9 protein-coding genes and 1 pseudogene are annotated in these 25,004 nt (G+C 69.7%); 8 read left to right on the forward strand and 2 right to left on the reverse strand.

Features of this window, described 5'->3' with window-relative positions; all coding sequences use genetic code 11:
- Positions 1–24: 24 nt before the first annotated feature.
- The 6 genes and pseudogenes from QR64_RS14600 to entS all read left to right on the forward strand — a co-directional run bounded on the left by QR64_RS14600 (position 25) and on the right by entS (position 19,799).
- Positions 25–7,788, forward strand: a complete 7,764-nt coding sequence (locus QR64_RS14600) for a non-ribosomal peptide synthetase (RefSeq protein WP_039585885.1) — start codon at positions 25–27, stop codon at positions 7,786–7,788.
- Between the two features lie 94 nt (positions 7,789–7,882).
- Positions 7,883–8,911, forward strand: coding sequence for an ABC transporter substrate-binding protein (locus QR64_RS14605; protein WP_039585887.1), 1,029 nt, complete (start codon positions 7,883–7,885; stop codon positions 8,909–8,911).
- Between the two features lie 110 nt (positions 8,912–9,021).
- The coding region (locus tag QR64_RS27905) for a condensation domain-containing protein (protein WP_235367152.1) at positions 9,022–9,984 on the forward strand (963 nt) is incomplete at its 3' end.
- 1 nt (position 9,985) lies between these two features.
- Positions 9,986–18,395 (forward strand): annotated as a pseudogene (locus tag QR64_RS14610) (amino acid adenylation domain-containing protein); the annotation flags it as partial.
- Positions 18,317–18,538 carry a phosphopantetheine-binding protein gene (locus QR64_RS14615; protein WP_006551840.1) on the forward strand — a complete coding sequence of 74 codons (222 nt, stop codon included), beginning with the start codon at positions 18,317–18,319 and terminating at the stop codon, positions 18,536–18,538. The pseudogene QR64_RS14610 and the gene QR64_RS14615, both read left to right, overlap by 79 nt.
- Before the next feature lie 10 nt (positions 18,539–18,548).
- Positions 18,549–19,799 carry an enterobactin transporter EntS gene (entS, locus tag QR64_RS14620; protein WP_039585906.1) on the forward strand — a complete coding sequence of 417 codons (1,251 nt, stop codon included), beginning with the start codon at positions 18,549–18,551 and terminating at the stop codon, positions 19,797–19,799.
- Between the two features lie 68 nt (positions 19,800–19,867).
- Here entS and QR64_RS14625 read toward each other — a convergent pair whose 3' ends face one another.
- The gene (locus QR64_RS14625) at positions 19,868–20,266 is read right to left on the reverse strand and encodes a hypothetical protein (protein ID WP_006551838.1); all 399 of its coding nucleotides are present in this window, start codon (positions 20,264–20,266) and stop codon (positions 19,868–19,870) included.
- Positions 20,267–20,340: 74 nt separating this feature from the next.
- Positions 20,341–21,774, reverse strand: coding sequence for an MDR family MFS transporter (locus QR64_RS14630; protein WP_039585889.1), 1,434 nt, complete (start codon positions 21,772–21,774; stop codon positions 20,341–20,343).
- 108 nt (positions 21,775–21,882) lie between these two features.
- Between QR64_RS14630 and QR64_RS14635 the strand changes: the two genes are divergently transcribed.
- Together QR64_RS14635 and QR64_RS14640 are read left to right on the forward strand one after the other, a co-directional pair.
- Positions 21,883–22,770 carry a phosphoribosylaminoimidazolesuccinocarboxamide synthase gene (locus QR64_RS14635; protein WP_039585890.1) on the forward strand — a complete coding sequence of 296 codons (888 nt, stop codon included), beginning with the start codon at positions 21,883–21,885 and terminating at the stop codon, positions 22,768–22,770.
- Positions 22,771–22,776: 6 nt separating this feature from the next.
- Positions 22,777–24,924 (forward strand): S9 family peptidase, encoded by a 2,148-nt coding sequence (locus tag QR64_RS14640; protein WP_039585893.1) that lies wholly within the window; start codon positions 22,777–22,779, stop codon positions 24,922–24,924.
- Positions 24,925–25,004 lie beyond the last annotated feature (80 nt).

A 25,004-nucleotide genomic window follows, 5' to 3' on the forward strand; every position in this document is an offset into this window, starting at 1 on the left:
CGATCGAAGGAAAGAGGATCTCCAGTGCCCCTAGCCGGACCGGACGCCTCACGGCTCGCTCTGTCGCGCGCACAGTCGGGCGTATGGTTCGCCCAGCAACTGAACCCCGACAACCCGCTGTTCAACACCTCGGAATGCATCGAACTGCGAGGCGCGGTCGACGAGGAAGCGCTGGTCACAGCGGTTTCCAAGGCGGCATCCGAGGCCGAGGTGCTGGTCGCGGGGTTCGAGACCCTCGCCGACGGTACAGTCGTCCGGATTCCCGGTGCGCGCACACTCGATCTCGCCCCGACCGTCGACTTCACCTCCGCGGCGGACCCCTGGCAGGCGGCCCACGAGTGGATGGCGCGCGACCTCGAGCGGCCCGTCGACCTGTCGGTGGATCCGTGCGTCCGGGCCGCGGTCCTGCGACTCGCCGACGATCACGTCCTGCTCTACCTGCGTGCCCATCACATCGTCCTCGACGCCTTCGGGTTCTCGCTGTTCAACCGGCGCATCGCCGAGCGCTACAGCGCCGCGGTCGCCGGTACGGAAGTTGCTGCCGCACGGTTCGATTCGGTCGAATCGGTGATACGGGAAGAATCGGACTATCGCGACTCGGCCGACTTCGACGCAGACCGTGACTTCTGGAACGCGTACCTCGACGGCGTGGACGAAGCGGTCGCCCTGCGGACCGGCCCGGGTGGCATCGCGCGGCGCTCCCGTGGCACGCGCTTCACCCTCGACGCCGACCGGCAGCGCGGTCTGGTGGCTCTCGGCAAGGAGGTCGGCGCGAGTTGGGGTGACGCGGTCACCGCGCTCGTCGCCGCCTACCTGCGCGGAGTTACCGGCCGCGAGGACCTCACGCTCGGTTTCCCCGTCATGAACCGGCTCGGCAGCGCCGCACTGCGGGTGCCGATCACCGCGGTCAATGTCGTTCCGCTGCGCCTGAATCCGACCGCATCGGCCACGCTCGTCGAGCTCGTCGCGCAGGTGCGCGACGGAGTGGCGCTGTGCCGCAACCACTATCGTTACCGCACCGAGGACATACAGCGCGACCTGCGACTACCGACCGGATCCCGCGGCGTCATCGGCCCGTCGGTCAACGTCAAACCGTTCGGCGACTCGCTCCGGTTCGGCGACATGCGTGCGGCCGTGCACTCGGTCGCCCGAGGACCCCTGCAGGACTTCATGGTCACCGTGCGGCCCCTCGACGGCAGTGCCGGACTCGAAGTGTTCGTCGACGTCGACGCCGACGTCTACAGCGAGGCGGATCTGACGATCCACACCGAGCGGCTGGAGATGCTGTTCGGTTCGGTGGCCGAGCGGGATCTGCACACCCCGCTCGCGCAGGTGTCCGTCCTGACCGCCGACGAGCGACGGACGATCCTCGACGACTGGAGCCGCAGCCCGGACATCCCGTTCGACCCCGGCCTGACCCTCGTCGACCTGCTGCGGGAGAGGATCGAGGCGGCCCCCGACGCACCGGCAGCGGCGGACGCCCATGTGACGCTCACCTACGCACAGTTCGGCGCGCGGGTGCACCGCCTGGCCCGCCACCTCGTCTCGAGCTTCGATCTCGGCCGGCCGCACGCGCGGGTGGCCCTCGCGCTGCCCCGCACCGTCGACGCGCTGATCGCGATCCACGCCGTCCTCGAGACCGGCGCCGCCTACGTCCCGCTCGACGTCGATCAGCCCCTCGAACGCCTCGCCCACATCCTCGGCTCCACCGACCCCGTCTGCATCCTCACCACCCGCACGACCGACGACCGGGTCGCCGAGGTGACGGGGGTGCCGAAGCGCGTCGTGCTCGAGGATCTCGACCTCGACGCCGTGTCCGACGCTCCGCTCGACGACTCGGAGCGCGGCCCGCTGACACCCGACTCGATCGCCTACGTGATCCATACGTCCGGCTCCACCGGCAGACCGAAGGGCGTCGTCGTACCCCACCGTGGGCTGGTCAACCTGTTCCACAGCCACCGCGCCCAGGTGTTCACCCGTGCCGCCCGCGAGGCCGGCCGCGAATCCGTCCGCCTCGGACTGGCCTGGTCGCTCGCATTCGACGCGTCGTGGCAGCCGTTGCTGTGGATGCTCGCCGGGCACACCGTCGACATCGTCGACGAGGCGACTCAGCGCGACCCGGCGGCACTCGCACGCCGCGCCCTCGACGAGGGATGGGATTTCGTCGAGTTCTCACCGAGCCGGCTCGAGCAGTTCGTCGACGACGGCCTGTTCCCGGACGGCACCGTGCCCACCCTCGGTTTCGGCGGCGACGCCGTCTCCGAGCGGTTGTGGAGCCGCCTGCGCGAACGCCGGGGTGCGGCCTTCAACTTCTACGGCCCCACCGAGTGCAGCGTAGACGTCCTCGTCGCGGAGGTCGCCGACGCCGAGACACCGGTCGTCGGCCGTCCCGTCGCCAACCTGCGCGTCCACGTCCTCGACGCGGGACTCGCACCCGTGCCCGCCGGAACCGAAGGTGAGCTGTACGTGGCCGGGCCGGGTGTGGTCCGGGGATATCTCGACGCGCCTGCACTCACCGCCACGAGGTTCGTCGCGAATCCGTACTCGGAGGACTCCTCGGGTCCGTACGCCCGCCTGTACCGCACCGGCGACCTCGTGCAGTGGACCGAGGACGGCCGCATCGTCTACCGCGGCCGGGTCGACAACCAGGTCAAGGTCCGAGGATTCCGCATCGAACTCGGTGAGGTCGACGCCGCTCTGCTGCGCATCCCCGGCGTGTCCCGTGCGGCGACGGTGGTGCGCACCGATCCCTCCGGTGCTGCGCAGCTCGTCGGCTATCTCGTGGGGCAGGACGTGCCCGAACCGGTCGAGGCGCGCCGTCTCGTCGCCGAGTTCCTGCCCGGGTACATGGTTCCCGCGGCCCTCGTCGTCCTCGACGAGATGCCGTTGACCTCCAACGGCAAGCTCGACCGCACGGCGCTGCCCGAACCGGACTTCTCGTCGATGGTCTCGTCCCGCGTCGCGGAGACCGAGACCGAACGGACGCTGTGCCGGATCTACGCCGACATCCTGGGTCTCGACACGGTGGGCGCGGACGACGACTTCTTCGCGCTCGGCGGGCACTCGCTCAGCGCCGCGACACTGCTCGCCCGCATCCGTGACGAGCTCGGTGTGGAGTTGCCGATCCGGACGGTCTTCGATCATCCGCAGGTCGTCGCGCTCGCCGCGCACTGTGGAGACCACCCGACCGCCGCTCCGGCCGGACCGGCGCTCGTCCCGCGCGGTGAGAACGATCCGGCGGCCCTGTCCCTTGCACCACTGTCGTATGCGCAGCAGCGGCTGTGGTTCATGTACCGCATGGAAGGGCCCAGTCCGACCTACAACGTCCCCATCACGGTGGACCTGCACGGACCGATCGACCCGGATGCACTGCGGCAGGCGGTCTCCGACGTGCTCGCGCGCCACGAGAGTCTGCGCACCGTTCTCGTCGAACGCGACGGCGTGGGGATGCAGCAGGTGCGCGGAGTGGAAGAAGTTGCCGGGGTCGCAGTTCCCTTCGCGGTCGAGGCCGTCGACCGCGACGCGCTCACCGGGCGCCTGCATTCCGAGGCCCGGCACGCGTTCGATCTCGAACGCGAGATCCCGTTGCGGATCCGGTTGTTCACGATGGCGCCCGACGAGCACGTGATGCTCGTGCTCGCCCACCACATCGCGAGCGACGAATTGTCCACGCCGCTGCTGCTGCGCGATCTCGGCACCTTCTACTCCGCGCACGTACGTGGCGACTCCCACGAGCCTGCACCGCTGCCCGTGCAGTACGCCGACTACGCGATCTGGCAACGGGAACTCCTCGGCGACCAGGACGACGAGGACTCGCTCTCCGCACGGCAACTCGCGTTCTGGCGCAAGGAGCTCGACGGTCTCCCGGCCGAACTCGACCTCCCCGTCGACCGCCCGCGCCCGACCGTGGCCTCCTACGCGGGTGGCGGTGTCGAGCACCGGATCCCCGCCGACCGCGCGGCGACGATCCGGGAGGCCGCGCGCACGACCGGCACCACGATGTTCATGATGGTGCACGCGGCGGTGGCGGTCGCACTGTCGCACAGCGGCGCGGGCGAGGACATCCCGCTCGGATCGCCCACCGCGGGACGGCCCGCACCCGAACTCGAGGACCTCGTCGGCTTCTTCGTCAACATGGTGGTGCTGCGCACCGACCTCTCGGGCGACCCCACGGTGCGGGAGCTGCTCGCCCGGATCAAGGACACCGACGTCGCGGCGTACTCGCACCAGGACGTCCCGTTCGACCGCGTCGTGGAGACCCTCAACCCCGAGCGCAGCGCGGCCCGGCACCCCCTGTTCCAGGTGATGGTGCAGTACCAGAGCCCGCCGGCGATCACGGGATTCGACGGCCTGACGCCTACACCGTCGTTTGTCGCGAACGACACCGCGATGTTCGACCTCACCTTCGGCGTCATCGAGGAATCCGACGGTGGTTTGTGCGTGCGCGTCGAGTACGCCCGCGACCTGTTCGACGAGTCGTCCGCCGAGGCCTTCGCCGCGCGGGTCGAGCGGGCCTTCGCCGCGGTGTGCGCCGATCGGGACGCGAGGCTCTCGCAGCTCGCTCTGCTCACCGCCTCCGAGCGTGAGGTGTTGCGCGCCGGTGATGCGACCGCGCTCCCGGATCGCTCCGGACCGCGGAGCCTGCCCGCACTGTTCGCTCGCACCGTGGAGCGCTACGGCGAGGAGACCGCGCTGGTCACGTCGTCGAGCCGTCTGACCTTCCGTGACCTGGATGCGTGGTCCGACCGGATCGCCCGTCACCTCGTCGCGAACGGGATCGGTCCCGAAGACGTCGTGGGACTGAGTCTTCCGCGCGAATCCGTGCTGGTCGCGGCGATCCTAGGCGTGTGGAAGTCGGGAGCGGCCTATCTGGTGCTCGACCCGGAGCAACCGGCCGACCGGAACGAGTTCATGCTCCGCGACGCGGGTGTGGGCGTCGTGCTCGACGTCGACGCGGCCGGATCGATCACCGGCCCCGGCCCGGACGTGCACCTGCCGGACGTGCACCCGGACACCACCGCCTATCTCGTCTACACCTCCGGATCCACCGGCACCCCGAAGGGTGTGGTGGTACCGCACCGCGGTGTCGTGAACCTGTGGGAGACGGTGCGCACCCGTACCGTCGGCGATCCCGCGACGCGCCGACGCACCGTGCTGCTGAGCTACACCTTCGCGTTCGACTCGTCCGTCGAGCCTCTCCTCGCGATGCTGGGCGGCCACACCGTGCACGTGCTCGCCGAGGACCTCATGGCCGATGCCGAGGGGATCGTCCGGTACGTCCGGAGGCACCGCATCGACGCACTCGATTGCGGTCCGGTGCTCGCCGGTCGCCTGCTCACCGAGGGGCTCCTCGACCCCGCCGCGCCGCACCGTCCCGAGTCCATGGTGCTCGGCGGCGAGGCGGTACCGGGTGAGCTGTGGTCGCAGCTCGCTGCGGAAACCGATGTGCGCGTGAGCAACATGTACGGTCCGACGGAATGCACCGTCGACGCGACCGGCGTCGTACTCACCCCGGGCAGCACCCCGAACATCGGAACGCCGATCCACGGCGGCCGGGTGTACGTCCTCGACGCGCACCTGCGGCAGGTGCCCCCGGGCGTGCCCGGCGAACTGTACGTCGGCGGCCCGCACGTCACCCGCGGCTATCTCGGCCGGAGCGCGCAGACCGCGGGACGGTTCGTGGCCGACCCCTTCGGCACCGGCGGCGAGCGCCTGTACCGCACCGGCGATCTGGTGCGCTGGAGGATCTCCGGCACCGACGGCCCGGTGCTCGACTACCTCGGCCGCACCGACGACCAGGTGAAGATCCGCGGCTTCCGCATCGAACTCGGTGAGGTCGAGACCGTGCTCGGCGGCCATCCCGCGGTGAGTGCCGCGGCGGTCGTGGTCCGCGAGGACGAACCGGGTCGAAAGCGGCTCGTCGCCTACGCGGCCGGAACGACGGACCCCGACACCCTCCGGATGTACGTCGCCGACCGGCTGCCCGACCACATGGTCCCCGCCGTCACGGTCGTGCTCGACGAGCTCCCGGTCACCCGCAACGGAAAGATCGACCGCAGAGCACTTCCCGAGCCGGTCTTCACGCCGGCCACCGAGAGTCGCCTGCCGGCGGACGAACTCGAACAACGCCTGTGCGAGCTGACGGCGTCGGTGCTCGGACTCGATGCCGTGGGCCCCGACGACGACTTCTTCGCTCTCGGTGGCGATTCGATCGTGTCCATCCAGCTGGTGTCCGCGGCGCGCGCCGCCGGGATCCGGTTCACCGCGCGGCACGTCTTCGAACACCGCAGCCCGGCGGGACTCGCCCGCGTCGCGGAGATCGAGGACGGGCCCGGGACGGTCGACGTCGAGGCGGCACTCGGGGACGTCCCGGCGACTCCGATCGTCCACGACATGCTCGACCGTGGTGGACCGTACGCCCGCTACGCGCAGTCGCGGCTGCTCCTCGCGCCCGCAGGGCTGACGCTTGACCGGCTGACCGACGGCGTCCAGGCCCTGCTCGACACGCACGACGCGTTGCGGGCCGTCTTCGATCCGCAGGCACGGGTGCTCGATGTCCGCCCGGTCGGTTCCGTCGACGCCGCCGATGTCGTGACCCGCGTGGACGTCTCGGACTCGGTCGACCTGCAGGAGGCGATCGTCGCCGCGACCGGGATCGCCTATGCCGAACTCGATCCCGCCGCCGGCGCGCTCGTGCGCGTGATCTTCTTCGACGCCGGTCCCGACGCGCCGGGACGGGTGTTCGTCGCGGTGCACCACCTCGTCGTCGACGGTGTGTCGTGGCGCATCCTGGTGCCCGATCTCGCCGGTGCGGTCGACGGTGTCGCCCCGGTGCGCGCAGGCACGTCGCTGCGCCGCTGGGCGCGGGGACTGCTCGACGGAGTGCCGGCGCGCAGATCCGAATTGTCGTTGTGGCGGCGCATCCTCGCCCCGGCGGGACGCGTGCGTCTGGCGTCCGGTGATCCGGATCCCACGCGGCACACCATGGCAGAAACCGCGAGGGTGCAGGTCGAGGTTCCTTCCGAGCTCACCGACGCGCTGCTCACGACCGTTCCCGAGCGGTTCCACGCCGGTGTCGAGGACGTCCTGCTCACAGCATTGGCGCTGGCGTCCGCGCGGGTGTGCGGCGAAGGGGCGGTCGCGGTCGACCTCGAAGGGCACGGCCGTGAGGAACAGGCCGTTCCGGGGGCGGATCTGTCGCGCACGGTGGGGTGGTTCACCACGCTCTATCCGGTGCGCCTGGACGTCGCGGGACTCGATGTCGCCGACGCGTATGCCGGCGGAGCGAGCGCGGGTGACGCTCTGAAACGCGTGAAGGAACAGCTGCGGGAGATCCCCGACAGTGGAATCGGATTCGGGATGCTGCGGCATCTCGACCCAGTGGGCGGCCCGGAACTCGCGAGCGTCGGCGCTGTGGACATCGGATTCAACTATCTCGGCCGGTTCACGCTGGGCGAGACCGAAGGGCAGGCGTGGGCCGGTGCTCCGGAGGGTTCGGCGCTCGGTGGGGCCACCGAAGCCGACATGCCCGTGGCGCACGCCGTCGAGATCGGTGTGCTCACCGACGATTCCGGTGCCGAGCCGGTGCTGCGCGGGATGTTCGGGTACAGCCCCAATCTCGTTCCTGCGGAGAGAGTGTCGGCGTTGGCCGACGAGTGGATCGCGGCGCTGCGTGCGCTCGCCGGGCACGCGTCGGACGAGGACGCGGGCGGGTTCACACCGTCCGACCTCACGCTCGACGACCTCGACCAGTCGGAGATCGACGATTTCGCGCTCGAATTCGGCTGAGGACGGAGCGCTTGGCGAGGCGGTCTCTTTCGGTTAGCCTAACCAATCGTGACCGGGGCAACGCGCCCCGGCGGGAGACTCTGGGAGAACAACGATGCGCGTTCTGGAACGCAAGCGCGCGCGGGGCGCCGCGGCGCTCGGCGCGGCAGCCCTGCTGGCCGTCGGACTTGTGGGATGTTCGAGCGACGGCGACAGCAGCAGCGCGGAGAGCGGCACCGACTCCGCCGCGACGCGCACCTTCGAAGCGCAGAACGGCAGCATCGAGATCCCGGCCGACCCCCAGCGGATCGTGTCCTGCGGCTACGCAACCCTCCCGCTCATCCAGGCCGGCGCGAACCTCGCCGCCGTATGCGAGTGGAGCCGCGAGCTCGACAACATGGACGAGGAGACCCTGGCCGCCTACGAGGCGCTGCCGAAGGTCGCTCCCGACGGCGCCGTCTCGGAGCTCAACTACGAGGCAGTCACCGCCGCAGATCCCGACCTCATCATCATGGGCGTCCCGGCCCGCGTGCAGGAGCAGGTCGACGTGGCCAAGCTCGAGGCGCTCGCCCCGGTGGTCTTCGTCGGGCTCACGGTTCCGGGCGAGTGGCGCGAACTCGGTGAGCAGTACGCCGATGCCGCGAACGTCAGCGACTCCTACGGGGAGTTCAAGGAGGAGTACGAGGCTCGCGCTGCCGAGATCGCCGACAAGTACGCCGACTCGCTCGGGGGCCTGAAGTTCGCCGGCGTCTGCGGTGTGTGCGGTACCGAGCCCGGTGAGTTCTCCCGCGAATACGCCTCGTCGTACACCACCAACCTGTTCGACGATCTCGGGTTCGACTTCTTCGGTGAGCCGACCGATCCCGAGGGAGTTCACGCCGAGTACCTGTCGGTCGAGCAGTTGCCCGAGAACCTCGGCGAGGCCGACGTGATCGTCTACGGTGTCGAGGCCGACGGTTCGTTGCCGCCCGAGCTGGAGGAACTGTTCGCCTCCCCGCTGTGGCAGGATCTTCCCGCCGTGAAGGCCGGCAACCTCGTCGCCGTCAAGCACTCCAGTGCAGCGACCTACGAAACCGCTCTGCTGGCACTCGATTCCATCGATGCCGAGTTGGCGAAACTTCCGGCCAACCAGAACCAGGAGTAGTCGCTGTTGCGGGCCCGCCCCGCACCACCGACCGAACGGCCCCCGACGTCCCGGCGCGGGGGCCGTTCGTCGTCCGTGCCCGAAATGACCGTCCATACCGAAAGCGACAGATGACCCGTTCCACTGCGCTCGAAGACATCGTTCCGCTCTCGCCGCTGCAACAGGGCCTGCTCTACCTGAGTACCGTTGCGGCGCCGACCGGCTCGACATCCGACGACACGGCTGCGGCCGATCCCGACGCCTACACGGTGCAATCGGTGGTGCGACTCTCGGGGGCGGTCGACGAGGAGCGGATGGCGGCCTCCGCGCAGGCGCTGCTCGACCGTCATCCGGCGCTGCGCACGTGCTTCCGTCCCCGTAAGGACGGCCGTACGGCGGGTCTCGTCGTGTCGGGCGTGGAGAATCCCTGGCGCAGCGAGGATCTGTCCGGTCTCGAACGCGCCGAGGCGGAACGCCGGCTCGAGCAGATCGTCGAGGACGACCTGCACGACTGGTTCGACCTGACGCAACCGCCGCTCGTTCGCTGGACCTTCGTGCGGTTCGGCGCCGACGAGGTGCGCCTGCTGCTCACCGCCCACCACATCGTCGTCGACGGCTGGTCGTCCCCGATCATCGTGCGCGAGCTGCTCGAGATCTACGCCGCCGGGGGATCGGCGTCGGGCCTGCCGTCCGTGCGCCCCTACCGCGACTACCTCGCGTGGCTCGGGCGCCAGGACCGCGAGGCCGCCCGGTCGCTGTGGCAGGAGGCGCTCGACGGTGTGAGCGAGCCGTCGCTCGTGGCACCGCCGGGAGCGACCCGCTCGTCGGAACGCTGCGGCGAACTCGAGGTTCCGGTCCCCGACGGGCTCGGCGCGAACCTCGCGGAGCTCACCCGCGCGAGCGGCGTCACGCTCAACACGGTGCTGCAGAGCGCGTGGGCGATGCTCCTGTCCGGTCTGCTCGGCCGCGACGACATCGTCTTCGGCGCGACGGTCTCGGGCCGCCCTCCGGAACTCGTCGGCGTGGAATCGATGATCGGGCTGTTCATCAACACCGTTCCGGTGCGGGTGCGGCTCGATCCCGCCGCGACCGTCNACTGTTGCGACGCGTACAGCTCGAGCAGTCGCGCACCGTCGATCACCAGTACCTGGGCCTGTCCGAGGTGCAGCGCGCCGTCGGGATCGGTGAACTGTTCGACACCCTCACCGTCTTCGAGAGTTATCCCGTCGACCGCGACGCCCTCGAGCGAGCGCAACGCGCCGGGGGAGTGACGATCACCGGCGTCGACGGACGCGACGCCACCAACTATCCGCTGGTCCTCACGGCCGGCATGTCCGATCGGCTCGTCGTCAAGCTCGACCACCGCCCGTCGCTGATCGACGCGGACGAGGCCGCCGCCCTGGGCGCCCGCCTCGTCGCGATCCTCGAGGCCCTGTGTGCCCGGCCCGATGCGCCTGTCGCCGACCTCGACATCCTGCCGTCCTCGGAACGGGAACGTGTACTGGGCACCTGGTCCACCGCACCCGCGGCACCGTCGAGCGGCACCGTCGCCGACCTGCTCGCGCACCGGTTCACCACCGGCACCGACCGACCCGCAGTGGTGTGCGGTGAGCAGGAATCGTCGTTCGGTGAACTCGGCGCGGCCTCGGCGCGACTGGCGAGGTTGCTCGTCGACCGCGGCGTGCGACCCGACGACCGGGTCGGTCTCGCGCTTTCCCGGACCGGCGCCATGGTCGACGCGATCGTTGCCGTCCTCACCGCCGGAGGCGCCTATCTGCCGCTCGACCCGTCCTATCCCGCCGACCGGTTGAAGCACATGATCACCGATGCCGCACCGCGTCTGGTGATCACCACCGAGGCCGTGCGCGCGGGTCTCGGTGAGGTGCTCGACGGGGTCGACGTGCTGGTCCTCGACGACCCGGATGTCGAGTCCACACTGTCGGCGCTGTCGTCGGCTCCGCTCACGGACGCGGACCGGCGCGCTCCGCTCCGCCCGGATCATCTGGCCTACGTCGTCTACACCTCCGGCTCCACGGGTCTGCCGAAGGGCGTGGCCGTCACGCACGCCAATCTCGCCGACCTGCACGCCGCACAGGCCGCCGGGCCCATGCACGCCGCCGGTCGTGCGCCGCGCGACGGGCAGTGGCACGTCCTGCTCACCTACCCGTTCGCCTTCGACTCGGCGGTCGCCGCGCTCACCTGGCTCTTCGAAGGCCATGTGCTGCATGTGCTTCCCGACGACAACCGTGCCGACGTCGACCGCATCGTCGACTACGTGCGCACCCACGGCATCGACTACGTCGACACCGTGCCCGTGCTCATGAACCGCCTGCTCGACGCCGGTCTCCTCGAACCGGGTGGGCACGTTCCCGCGATCGTCACCGTGGGCGGCGAAGCGGTGAGCACCGCGCTGTGGCAGCGACTCGCCGCGAGCGACGTGGTGGCGACGAACTGCTACGGACCCACCGAATGCACCGTCGACGCGACTTCCGCGCACATCGCGGGGGACACCGTGACGATCGGCGGTCCCACTCCCGGGACGAGCGTGCGGGTCCTGGACCACTGGCTGCGTCCCGTGCCCATCGGAGTGGCCGGTGAACTGTACGTCTCCGGAAACGGTGTCACCCGTGGCTATCTCGGCCGCCACGACCTGACCTCGGCACGCTTCGTCGCCGATCCCTACGGGGTCGCGGGTGCCCGCATGTACCGCACGGGTGATGTCGTGCGCTGGACGCACGACGGCACACTCGAATACGTCGGCCGCGACGACGACCAGGTCAAGATCCGCGGATTCCGAGTGGAACCCGGCGAGATCGAGACCGCGCTCACCGCGCATCCGGCCGTGCGGAACGCCGTGGTGGTCGCACACACCGACCACCGGGGGACCACCCGCCTCGTCGGGTACATCGTCGGCGACGGACCCGACACCGCTGAGGTGCGGGCCGCGCTCGCCGACCGGTTGCCCGACTACATGGTCCCGGCGGTGCTCGTCACTCTTCCCGTCCTTCCGATCACGGCCAACGGCAAAATCGACCGGAAGGCGTTGCCCGAACCGGACTTCTCGTCCCTGGCGGGTGCCGGCGAACCGCGCACCGAGACAGAGCGGACGCTGTGCGCCACCGTCGCCGACGTCCTCGGCCTCGACCGCGTGGGTGTCCACGACGACTTCTTCACCCTCGGGGGCGATTCGATCGTCTCCATCCAACTCGTGTCGCGTCTACGCGCGGCCGGCCTGCGCGTGACCGCCCGTCAGGTCTTCGAACTGCGCACCGCAGCCGCACTCGCCACAGCGTGCGAGGCACCCGCCGAGGAACCCCGGCGAGGCCGGACGGCGGCGACCGGCCCGGTGCCCGTCACGCCGATCGTGCACGAATCCCTCGCGTCCGGATCGTTCGACTCGCTGCGCCGATTCACCCAGTCCCGGACGCTCGTCGCCCCCGTCGGCCTGCGGGAGATGGATCTGGTCACGGGTGTGCGGTCGCTGCTCGCGGCCCACCCCATGCTGCGCTCGCGGTTCACCGTCGGCGACTCGGAACCGTCGGGGCGTACTCGTCGCGGTGCGACATGGATCGTGCCCGAGGACATCCCGGAGGCCGCGACGCTCGTCCGGCGAGTGGATCACTCGACCACGGAACAAATTTCGTGGAACGACCTCATCGCCGAAGCGTCGGCGGAGGCTGTCGACGCACTCGACCCCGAAGCCGGGGTGATGCTCCGCGTGGTTTTCCTCGACCCGGGACCGCAGCAGGCCGGACGGATCGTCGTCGTCGCGCACCACCTCGTCGTCGACGGCGTGTCGTGGCGGATCCTGGTGCCCGACCTCGCCGGTGCCGTCTCCGCGGCCACCCGCGGGGAGACGCCAGCGCCGGAGGACACCGGGACGTCCTTCCGGGAGTGGGCGGAATCGCTCGTCGAAGCGGCCTCGTCCGAGCGGATCACCGGATCGTGGCCGCTCTGGGAATCCGCCCTCGCCGCCGAGAGTTCGCCCGCGGTGGGAAGCCGCGCCCTGGACCCGCAGCGCGACATCGTGTCGACCTCGGCGTCCGTCGAGATCGACGTACCGGTCGACGTCACCGAACGCATCCTCACCACGGTGCCGTCCGCCCTCGGTATCGGCACCGGCGATGTGCTGCTCGCGGCCCTCGCACTCGCCGTCACCGACGTCTGCGGCGGATCCGCCCTGCGAGTGCATCTCGAGGGTCACGGACGCGAGGAACAGATCGTGCCTGGTGCCGACCTGTCGCGTACCGTCGGGTGGTTCACCTCCCTGTACCCCGTGACGGTCGAACTCGGCGGAGACCGTGCACTCGACGGCGGTGCTCCGCTCCGGGCCGTCGCCCACGCGACCGAATCGCTGAAACGCATTCCCGACAACGGAATCTCCTTCGGTCTCCTGCGTTTCCTCGGCGACGACCGCGACCGCTTCGATGGCTACCGGACCCCGGAGGTGATGTTCAACTACCTCGGCCGGATGACCCTCGGCGATACCGCCGACTCCGCGTGGTCGGCCGCACCCGAGGCGGCCGCGCTCGGTGGTTCCGTCGATCCGGCCATGCCCCTCGACCACGTCCTCGACGTCAACGCGATCACGGAGGACGGACCGGACGGACCCGCTCTCTCGGCGGTGTTCACCTACGCCACCGGTGCTCTCGACGCCGATCGGGCCCGCCGGATCGGGCAGCGCTGGCTCGCGGCACTGCACCTCCTCACCGACACGGTCTCCGGCGGTGCCGTGGGCGTCCCCGTGCCGTCGGTGCTCACGGCGTCCGGGTTGTCCGTCGACGAGGTGCTCGCACTGCACGCCGAGAATCCGGACGGCATCGAGGACGTCGTGCCGCTGACACCCCTGCAGCGCGGCATGTACTTCCTGGCCGGACTGGACGAGCCGTCGGGATCGGGCAGTGTCGCCGAGGGTGTCGATGTCTACACGATGCAGACCGACCTCGCCCTCGACGGCCGCGTCGACGCCGGCACGATGCAGCGCTCGGTGCGTGCACTCGTCGACCGGCACGCCGTTCTGCGCACCGGCTATCGACTCGGCGCAGCGGGCGAACCGATCGGTGTCGTCCGTCGTACCGCCGAACCGCACTGGGAGGTCGTCGATCTCGGGACCGTCGAGCCCGGCGAACTCGACACGCGGGTGGCGGAACTGCTCGCCGCCGACCGCACCCGCAGATTCGATCTCGCGGCCGCACCCCTGGTGCGCTTCACGCTGGTGGTCGCGGGACCGACGCGTGCGCGACTGCTGTTCACGATGCACCACCTCGTCTCCGACGGTTGGTCCACCCCGCTGCTCGTGCAGGAACTCCTGCAGATCTACGCCGCCGGGGGTTCCGCCGCCGGACTCGCGCCGGTCGTGCCGTTCTCCGACTACCTCGACTGGCTCGGCGAACAGGACGTCGCGGCCGGTGTCGAAGTGTGGCGCGAGTTGCTCGACGGCGTGGACGAACCCACCCTCGTCACACCGTCCGGTACGGCGCTGCGACCGCAGTTTCCCGCCGAACTGACGGTCGCCGTGCCCGACGGGCTGTCGCGGCGGCTCGTCGAAGCGAGCCGCGCACAGGGCGTCACGGTCAACGGACTCGTGCAGACCGCCTGGGGCCTTCTCGTCGGGTCGCTCACCGGCAGAAACGATGTCGTCTTCGGTGCGATCGTCTCCGGGCGCGTCCCCGACGTGCCGGGCGTGGAATCGATGATCGGCCTGTTCATCAACACCGTCCCGGTACGCGTCCGCACGCAGGCGGGGGAGTCGATCACCGATCTCGTCACTCGCACGCACGGCACCCAGAACCGCGCGATGGACCACCAGTACGTCGGTCTCGCCGACATCCGACGTGCCGTCGGGATCGGCGAACTGTTCGATACCCTCCTCGTCTTCGAGAACTACCCCGTCGACCGCGACGCCCTCGACGCGGCGCAACGGGACGGCGGCGTGCGGGTCGGGTCGGTCGGGGGTTCGGACGCCACGAACTTCCCGCTCGTGCTGGTCGCGGGACTGGAGGACGAACTGCACCTCGGCCTCGAGTACCGGACCGATCTGTTCACCGAGGACGACGCCACCGCACTGGGGGAGCGCCTCGTCCGCATCCTCGACCAGCTCGTCGCCGAGAACCCCGGCACCGTGGCGCAACTCGATGTGCTCACGACCGCCGAGCGGGCCGGTCTGCGCAGCGACCGGTCGACGACCCCCGCGGCCCCGTCGAGCGGAGCGGCGACCGTCGCCGATCTCCTGGCGCGGCAGATCGCTCGCACCCCGCACGCACCTGCGGTGGTCGCCGACGGCACGACACTGTCGTTCGCGGAACTGGGCGGGCGCTCCGCGCGACTCGCGCGGCTCCTCGTCGACGCCGGAGTCGGACCGGAGACGGTCGTGGGACTCGCGCTGCCGCGGTCCGAGCACATGGTCGTCGCGATCGCGGCGGCGATCTCGTCGGGTGGCGTGTACGTGCCGATGGTCCCGTCCTATCCGCAGGATCGACTGGCGCACATGGTGTCCGACTCTCGACCACAGGTGATCGTCACGGTCGCCTCGGTTCTCGACGGTATCGTCCCCATCGCAGGCGACACGAGGATCGTGGTGCTCGACGACCCCGACCTGCAACTCGGCGAATTCTCCACCGCCCCACTGACGGATGCCGACCGCCGCGGTGCGCTGCGCCCGCACAACGGCGTGTACGTCATCTACACCTCCGGTTCGACCGGACTGCCGAAGGGTGTCGCGGTCACGCACGCGAACCTGCTCAACCTGTTCGAGAGCCACCGCGCGGATCTCTACGTCCCGACCGTAGCGGCGTCCGGACGCGATTCCGTCGGCGTCGGGCACGCGTGGTCGTTCGGTTTCGACGCCTCGTGGCAGCCGACCCTGTGGCTGCTCGACGGACACACGGTGCACGTCTTCGACGAGGACACCATGCGTGATCCCGAACGGATGGTCGCATACACGCTCGAGCACGAACTCGACTTCCTCGAGGTCACCCCGTCCTTCCTCGACCGCATGCTCGCTGCCGGACTGTACGAGAGCGGACACCGCCCCGCCTCCGTCGGATTCGGTGGCGAGGCAGTCAATCCGGCGTCGTGGCAGCGACTGCGGGAGCTGACCGACGGGCGCGCCTTCAACCTCTACGGACCGACCGAATGCACCGTGGACTCGCTCATCGGGCCCGTCACCGACGCCGACACACCGTGCCTCGGCCGGGCCGTGCACGGCGCCGGCGCGTACGTCCTCGACGCGATGCTCCGGCCCGTCCCGATGGGTGTGGTCGGCGAACTGTACGTCTCCGGTGCCGGTGTCGCCCGCGGATATCTCGGCCGACCCGACCTCACGACGGTGCGGTTCGTGCCGAATCCTTTCGCCGACGACGGCACCCGTATGTACCGCACCGGCGACCTCGTCCGGCGGGTGCGTGGTGCCGACGGCCGGCCCGTGCTCGAATTCCTCGGCCGCGGCGACGATCAGGTCAAGATCCGCGGCTTCCGGGTCGAACTCGGTGAGGTGGAGGCCGCGCTGACCGCGGTGCGCGGGGTGCGGGACGCGGTCGTGGACGCGCACACCGACAGTCGTGGAGTGACGCGTCTGGTCGGCTACGTGACCCCGGACGGTGCCGTCGATCCGGCGGTCGTCCGTGCCGCCGTTGCCGAGCGTCTGCCCGACTACATGGTGCCCGCCGTGGTGCTCGTACTCGACGCCTTCCCCGTCACTGCCAACGGCAAGGTCGACCGGAAGGCGTTGCCCGAGCCGGACTTCTCGTCGCTGGTCGGGGCGCGTGCACCGCGTACCGACACCGAGCGGGTCCTGGCGGGACTCGTCGCGGACGTGCTCGGACTCGAACGGGTGGGGATCGACGACGATTTCTTCTCCCTCGGTGGCGACTCGATCGTCTCGATCCAGCTCGTGTCGAAGGTCCGGGCGGCCGGGCTGTGGATCACCACGCGTCAGGTGATCGAACTGCGCACCGTCGAGGCACTCGCGGCCGCGATCGACAGTGGCGGCGGACAGACCCGTCCGGCAGCCGTCGGCGACGTGGCAGGCGAGGTGACCGTCACGCCGATCGTGTGGGACACCCTCGAGCAGTGGACGGGGTTGTCCCGGTTCTCGCAGGCGCGACTGCTGGTCGCGCCGGTCGGGCTCACGCTCGACACCCTGCGTACCGCGGTCGAGGCACTCGTGGCCGCCCATCCGATGCTGCGCTCGACCTTCCGTGTCGACGACGAAGGCCGGCCGTCGTGGACGGTCCCCGAGACCGTTCCCGACCTCACCGCAGCCGTGCGGCGCGTCGACGCCACGGGCCGGGACTGGGACGAGTTGTTCGACGAGGAGCGTGAGAACGCGTACGCCGCACTCGATCCCGAGAACGGGACGATGGTGCAGATCGTGTGGTTCGACTTCGGGCCGCAGCAGGCCGGACGCGTCCTGATCGTCGTGAACCACCTCGTGGTGGACGGCGTGTCGTGGCGGATCCTCGTCCCCGACCTCGCCGACGCCGTCGAACAGGCCGAACGCGGGGAGACCGTGACCCTGTCGTCGAGCGGCACACCCTTCCGGGTGTGGGCGGACGAACTCGCGAAAGCGGCACGCTCGGAGCGGATCACCGCGTCGTGGTCGGCCTGGCAGCGTGCCGTCGACGCCGACGAACCGATGCTCGGTTCGCGCCCGCTCGACCCGGCACGCGACACCGTCCTCTCGACCCGGTCGACCCGCGTGCAGCTGCCCGTCGACGTCACCGAGCGGGTCCTGGCCGCGAACGTCGTCGACGACATCCTGCTCTCGGCCCTCGCCGTCGCGGTGGCGTCGGTCCGGGGTGGCGACCAGGTCCGCATCGACCTCGAGGGACACGGCCGGGAGGAGCAGGTGGTCCCCGGTGCCGACCTGTCGCGCACGGTCGGCTGGTTCACGTCGATGTATCCGGTGACGGTGGATCTGGCGGAGGTCGACGTGGCGTCCGCGTCCCGGGACACCGACGCCGCGGGCGCGGTGCTGCGTGCGGTGGCCCGCGCGTCGCGGGAACGACCCGACAACGGCATCGGCTTCGGCCTGCTGCGTCGACTGAACCCGGACTTCGGCGACCGCTTCGCCCGGTACGTGCCGCCGGCCGTCGTCTTCAACTACCTCGGTCGGCTCACGCTCGGCGAGGCGTCGGGCAGCCCGTGGTCGGGTGCACCGGGCGCCGCTGCGATCGGGGGTTCGGTGGATCCGGACATGCCGCTCGACCACGTCCTGCAGGTGGACGCGATCACCGAGGACACCCCGGACGGCGCGGTTCTGGAATGCGAGTTCGCCGCCGCAGCGGACGTGGTCGACGCGGACACGCTCGCCGAGATCGCGCGGATCTGGCAGGAGACGGTGCAGGTCGTCGTCGCCGCGAAAGAACTCACCGGCACCGCTTACCAGGGCACAGCGCCTGCACACATCGAAACAAGGAGAACACCATGCTCGATCGCACTACCGTCCTCGCCGACACCGCCCGGATCCTGGACATCGACGTCGACGAACTCGACCCCTCGGTGAGCCTCGTCGACCAGGGACTCGACTCCGTCCGGCTGATGGCCCTCGTGGAACAGTGGCGTAGCGCCGGCGTCGAGGTCGACTTCGTGGACCTCGCATCCGCCCCCGACCTCGAGCAGTGGATCGCGCTGCTCACCCGCGGATGAGCGGGTGATCGTGGCCGTCTTCGAGAAGCTCCTCATCGACCTCGACCCGCTGCGGACCAGCCGCGAGTTCCGGTACCTGTTCACCGCACGCGTCGTGTCGCTGTTCGGTCTCGGTTTCCTCATCGTGGCCGTGCCCGTGCAGGTGTACCAGCTCACCGGCTCGACGGCGCAGGTCGCCGCCGTCTCCGCGGTGATCGGTGTGACCACCTTCGGGGCCACCTTCGCGGGCGGGGTGCTCGCCGACCGGTACGACCGGCGGAACGTCATCGCTCTCGCCCGCGGCACCGCGGGCGTCGCCTTCGCGCTGCTGGCGATCAACGCGTTCCTGCCCGAACCGCAGATGTGGGCGATCTACGTGCTCGCCGTCGTCGACGGCATCGCGGGCGGGATCTCGTCGACCGCGCTCATGGCGGTAACCCCCAGCCTGATCCCGCGCGACAAGCTCGCCGCGGCCGGCGCGCTCATGGCGCTGACCGCCGACCTCGGCTCCATGATCGGCCCGGCGCTCGGCGGTGTCGTCATCGCTGCCGGTGGTGTGGGTGTGGCCTACGCGCTCGCGGCGTTCACCACGGCGATCACCACCTTCTGCATCACCCGCCTGCCGTCGCTGCCGCCGACGCACGTGGCGGAGGAATCACCGCTGAAGTCGGTGGTGTCGGGTTTCCGGTACGCGGCACACAACCGCGTGGTGGGGCAGGTGCTGATCGTCGGATTCCTCGCGATGCTGCTGTCCGGCTGGGCCGTGCTGATCCCGGAGTTCGCCGACGAGGTGCTCGGCGTCGGACCGTCGGTGGTCGGCCTGCTCTACACCGCACCCGCCGTCGGAGCCGTGGTCGGCTCGCTGACCAGCGGCTGGACCGGCTCGATCCGCCGGTACGGGCTGGTGGTGTACCTGCTCATGACGGTCTCCGCCGCCGGTCTGGTGGGTGCCGGCGCGACCGGCGTCCTCGCCGTCGTGCTGCTCGGTCTGGCCGCGCACGGTTTCGGCGACTCGCTCGCGGACGTCGTGCGGTACGCGACCGTCCAGCGCAACACCTCCGACGAGTACCGCGGACGGATCGCGGCCGTGTGGGGCGCGCAGGTGACGGCCGGTACCTCCGTCGGCGCGGTCGCGGCGGGCGTCGTGGCCTCGCTGGTGCCGATCTCGATGGCCCTGACCATCTACGGCGTGGCCGGTGTGGTGATCATCGCGATCATGTTCGTTGCGACCCCGACGCTGCGGCGGTTCGAGGACACGGGCGATCTCGAAGCTGTGGGCTGACCTGCGGGTCGACGAGCGGGGCCGGGGTGATCCCCGGCCCCGCCTTCGCGTCGATCAGCGCTTTCGCGTCATACCCGTCCGTCGCGCGCCCAGGCCTCCACGGCCGAATACCCTTCGCTGACGCCCTGGGTGTAAGCGACGAGCGCGCCGTACAACCGGGATCCCTCGGTGGCGAGTTCGATGGTGCCCACCCAGTCGGCAGCGCGTGCCATGACGTGCGCGCAGATGTCCTGCCGGTCGCGTGTCGCGGACGACACGATCCGGAACGCCTCGTCGGCGATCCGGAAGGTCTCGGCGACACCGCGCCAGAAGTACTCCGCGTCCATGGCAGAGCGCAGCGACTCGTAATCCGTCGTGTCCTGCATCGCCGTAGCGTGTGCCAGTCGCTGCAGAGCATGCTCCGCAGCTCCGACGGGGAAGTACGTCACGTCGTCGATGGTGTCCTTGCCGCCGCTTGTCGTTCTCACCGCAGAGATGGTGCCCGATCTCGAGCGAATACGAAACAGCTCGTAGGTAACGGTATAGGCACGCGGTGTGTCGCCTACCCGGCCGCCGCCGGACGGTTCGGGATCAGGCACACGCACGACACCAGCAGGACGGCGCAGACCAGAACGGCGACGAACACCGGCGCCACCGAGTCCGCCAACTGCGCCGCACCGGGAGTTCCGGTGACGGTCTCGTCCGCCGCTGCGCCCCCGAGGGCTGCATTGGCCAGCGCACCGAACACCGCCACGCCCACCGCGCTGCCGATCGCACGTGCGAAGGCGTTCGCGCCCGTGACGACGCCCCGCTCGGACCAGTCGACGCTGGACTGCGCCGCGATCAGCGCGGGACTGGCGATCAACCCCATCCCGAGTCCCACGAGCACGCAGCAGAGCGCCACCTCCCCGGGAGCCGAATCCACCCCGACCTGCGTCAACAGCGCCGCGCCGCACAACAGCGGCACCGCACCCACCAGACCGGTGTTGCGAAAACCGATCCGCAGATAGAGCCGGCCCGACTGCGCCGCCGCGATCGGCCAGCCGATCGTCATCGTCGCCAGCGTGAAGCCCGCGACGAGCGCCGTGGTCCCCAGCGCGCCCTGCACGAACGACGGAACGTACGAGGTCAGACCCAGCACGACCGCGCCCACCAGGCACGACACCGCGCTGGTGGTGACCAGCACACGTCGCGTGAACAGCCGGATCGGCAGAATCGGCTCGGCGGCGCGGGACTCGATCCACACGAACACCGCGATCAGGGCTGCACCGGCGGCGAAGATGCCGATCCCGGTCGCCGACGTCCACGCCCATGACTGCCCGCCCTCGAGCAGGCCGAGGATCAGCAGGGCGGCGCCTACCGCGAGTGTCGCCGCGCCGGCCCAGTCCACGCGCGGTCGCGGTCCCGACGGCGTGTCCTCGCGGAAGTTGCGGACGAGCACCCACGCCGCGAGGGCACACAACGGCAGGTTGATCCAGAAGATCCACCGCCACGACAGGAAGTCTGCGAAGACACCGCCCACGGTCGGGCCGATCACCGCCGACATGCCCCACACACTGGCGAGATAGCCCTGCGCCTTGGCGCGCTCGGCGACCGTGTAGATGTCCCCGGCGATCGTCTGTGCCATCGGCAGCACCGCACCGGCGCCGAGTCCCTGCACCGCGCGGAACGCGATCAGCGTCGGCATGCTCCACGCCACCGCGCACAGCACCGAACCCGCCGCGAACACCCCGATCCCGAACAACAACAGCGGAGTGCGGCCGAAGACGTCGGAGAGTTTGCCGTAGACCGGGACGAGCACCGCCTGCGTGAGCAGATAGGCGGAGAACAACCACGGGAACTGCGTGAAGCCGCCCAGGTCCGCGACGATCGTCGGGATCGCGGTCGCCAGGATGGTGCTCTCGAGCGCCACGAGGGAGGTGGCGAGCATCAGAGCGATGAGGATCGGGCCCCGCTCGGACCCGAACCCGACGTCCACTCGCGACGATGCGGCCATGCCACTCCTGTTCCCACTCGTACGTTCGTTGTTCCACCCGGCTGCGAACGAGTGGGATATCCGCCACGGGGTGCGGTACGCCCACTCGATGAGCACTAGGGTGTCAGCGTGCGTCCTTCACTCGAGTCCTACCAACACCTCGCCGGCGGCAAGGTGCGTGATCTGTACGTGATCGACGACGAGCACCTGCTCCTCGTCGCCAGTGACCGGATCTCGGCCTACGATCACGTGCTCGAGACCCCGATCCCCGACAAGGGGCGGGTCCTCACTGCGATGAGCGTGTTCTTCTTCAAGCTGCTCGACGCCACCAACAACCACCTCGCGGGAGAACCCGACGACGAGCGTATCCCCGAGGAGGTCCTCGGCCGCGCACTCGTGGTCAAGCGCCTCGAGATGGTGCCCGTCGAGTGCGTCGCCCGAGGCTTCCTCACCGGCTCCGGCCTGCTCGACTACCAAGCCACGGGCTCCGTCTGCGGTGTCACCCTGCCCCAGGGGCTCGTCGAGGCCAGCAGACTGCCCGAACCGATCTTCACCCCGGCCAGCAAGGCTGCGCTCGGCGACCACGACGAGAACATCTCCTTCGACGACGTCGTCGAGAAGGTCGGTCTGAACCTGGCGATGAAGCTGCGCCAGGACACGCTCGATATCTACGACCGCGCCGCCATGTACGCGTCCGACCGCGGCATCCTGCTCGCCGACACCAAGTTGGAGTTCGGTCTCGACAAGGCCGGCAATCTGGTGCTCGCCGACGAGGTCCTCACCCCGGATTCGTCCCGCTACTGGGACGCGAACGAGTACGAGGAGGGCAAGGTTCAGCCCAGCTTCGACAAGCAGATCGTCCGGAACTGGCTCACCGGACCCGAATCGGGCTGGGACCGCGCCTCCGACACCCCGCCCCCGCCGCTGCCGCAGCACGTCGTCGACAAGACGCGAGCTCGCTACATCGAGGCGTACGAACGTATTTCGGGACTGTCCTTCGACCATTGGATCGGCTGACCGCATATGACCTCCTCGAAGATCACTCCGCCGGTCGCGAAGAAGGTGCCGCTCGAGCGCACCCATCACGGGCACACCTTCGTCGACGACTACGAATGGCTGCGCGACAAGAACGACCCCGAGGTCGTCGCGTACCTGGAAGCGGAGAACTCGTACACCGAGGCGCAGACGGAACATCTCGCTCCGCTGCGTGAGGCGATCTTCGAGGAGATCAGGTCGCGCACCCAGGAGACCGACATGTCGGTCCCCACCCGGATGGGTGACTGGTGGTACTACGCCCGCACCGTCGAGGGCAAGCAGTACGCGATCCAGTGCCGGTGCCCGATCGCCGACGCCGACGACTGGACACCGCCCGACGTCACGCCTGGTGTGGAACTCCCCGGCGAGCAGGTGCTCCTCGACGGCAACGTCGAGTCGGAAGGGCACGAGTTCTTCTCGCTCGGGGCGTTCTCGATCAGCCACGACGGCACGCTGCTCGCGTACTCGACCGACGTCGTGGGCGACGAGCGCTACACCCTGCGCATCAAGGACCTCACCACCGGTGAGATGCGGGCGGACGAGATCCCCGGCACCGCACCGGGAGCGACGTGGGCGCTCGACCACAGCCACGTCTTCTACCAGACGGTCGACGAGTCGTGGCGGCCCGACACCGTCTGGCGGCACAAGCTCGGCACCTCCGTCGACGAGGACGTGAAGGTCTTCCACGAACCCGACGAGCGGTACTGGGTGTCGATCGGTTCGACCCGCAGCGAGAAGTACCTCATGATCTGGGTCGGCTCGAAGATCACCACCGAGGGATGGGTGCTCGAATCCGAGAACCCCACAGGCGAATTCCGTGTGATCCTGCCGCGCCGCGAAGGTGTCGAGTACGGTGCCGAGCACGCCGTGATCGCCGGTGAGGACCGCTTCCTGATCCTGCACAACGACGTCGACCCCGAGACGGGGAAGAAGGCCGAGAACTTCGTCCTCGCCGAGGCTCCCGTCGACGACCCGTCCGCGCTGCGCACCCTGATCGAGCACCGGCACGACGTGCGCCTCGAGGACGTCGACGCGTTCGAGGGACACCTGGTGCTCGGCTACCGCCGCGAAGCCCTCACCCGACTCGCGGTGTGGCCGTTGACCGACGAGGGCTACGGCAAGCTCACCGAACTAGAGTTCGACGAGGAACTCTTCGCCGTCGGACCGGGCGCGAACCCCGAATGGACCCAGCCCACGCTGCGTCTGGGCTACACGTCGTTCATCACCCCGAGCCGGGTCTACGACTACACCGTGAGCACCGGTGAGCTGAAGCTGCTCAAGTCGCAGCCGGTGCTCGGCGAGTTCGACCCGACGCTCTACGAGCAGCGCCGCGAGTGGGCGACCGCCGAGGACGGCACGAAGATCCCGCTGTCGATCGTCGCGCGCAAGGGCACCCCCGAGAACGCGCCCACGCTGCTGTACGGCTACGGCTCGTACGAAGTGAGCATCGACCCGGCCTTCTCCGTCGCACGCCTGTCGCTGCTCGACCGGGGCATGGTCTTCGCGGTCGCGCACGTGCGCGGCGGCGGCGAGATGGGCCGGCACTGGTACGAGAACGGCAAGTCGCTGACGAAGAAGAACACCTTCACCGACTTCGTGGCGTGCGCGCGGCACCTGATCGACGCCGGCGTCACGAGCCCGGAGAAGCTGGTCGCCGACGGCGGCAGTGCCGGTGGCCTGCTCATGGGTGCGGTCGCGAACATCGCACCCGAGCTGTTCGCGGGCATCCTCGCGAACGTCCCGTTCGTCGACCCGCTCACGTCGATCCTCGATCCGTCCTTGCCGCTCACGGTGATCGAATGGGACGAGTGGGGCAACCCGCTCGAGAACCCAGAGGTGTACGAGTACATGCGCTCGTACAGCCCCTACGAGAACGTCGAGGCCAAGGATTACCCGGCGATCCTCGCGATCACCAGCATCAACGACACGCGCGTGCTCTACGTCGAACCCGCGAAATGGGTCGCCAAGCTGCGCGCGACGAAGACCGGCGATGCGCCGTTGCTGCTCAAGACGGAGATGAGCGCGGGACACGGCGGTGTGTCGGGCCGGTACGAGAAGTGGCGCGAGGTCGCGTTCGAGTTCGCGTGGGTGCTCGAGACGTCGGGCGCCTACCGCGCGGAGACCGCTGCGGGCTGAGCTCGGTATCCGCTCGCGTTCTCGCTATTCGCCGCAGCAATTCGCTGGTTGTCAGGATGTTCGTGAGACACCTGGCAATC

The sequence above is a fragment of the Rhodococcus sp. Chr-9 genome, from assembly GCF_000801125.1.
GTDB lineage: Bacteria > Actinomycetota > Actinomycetes > Mycobacteriales > Mycobacteriaceae > Rhodococcus > Rhodococcus pyridinivorans.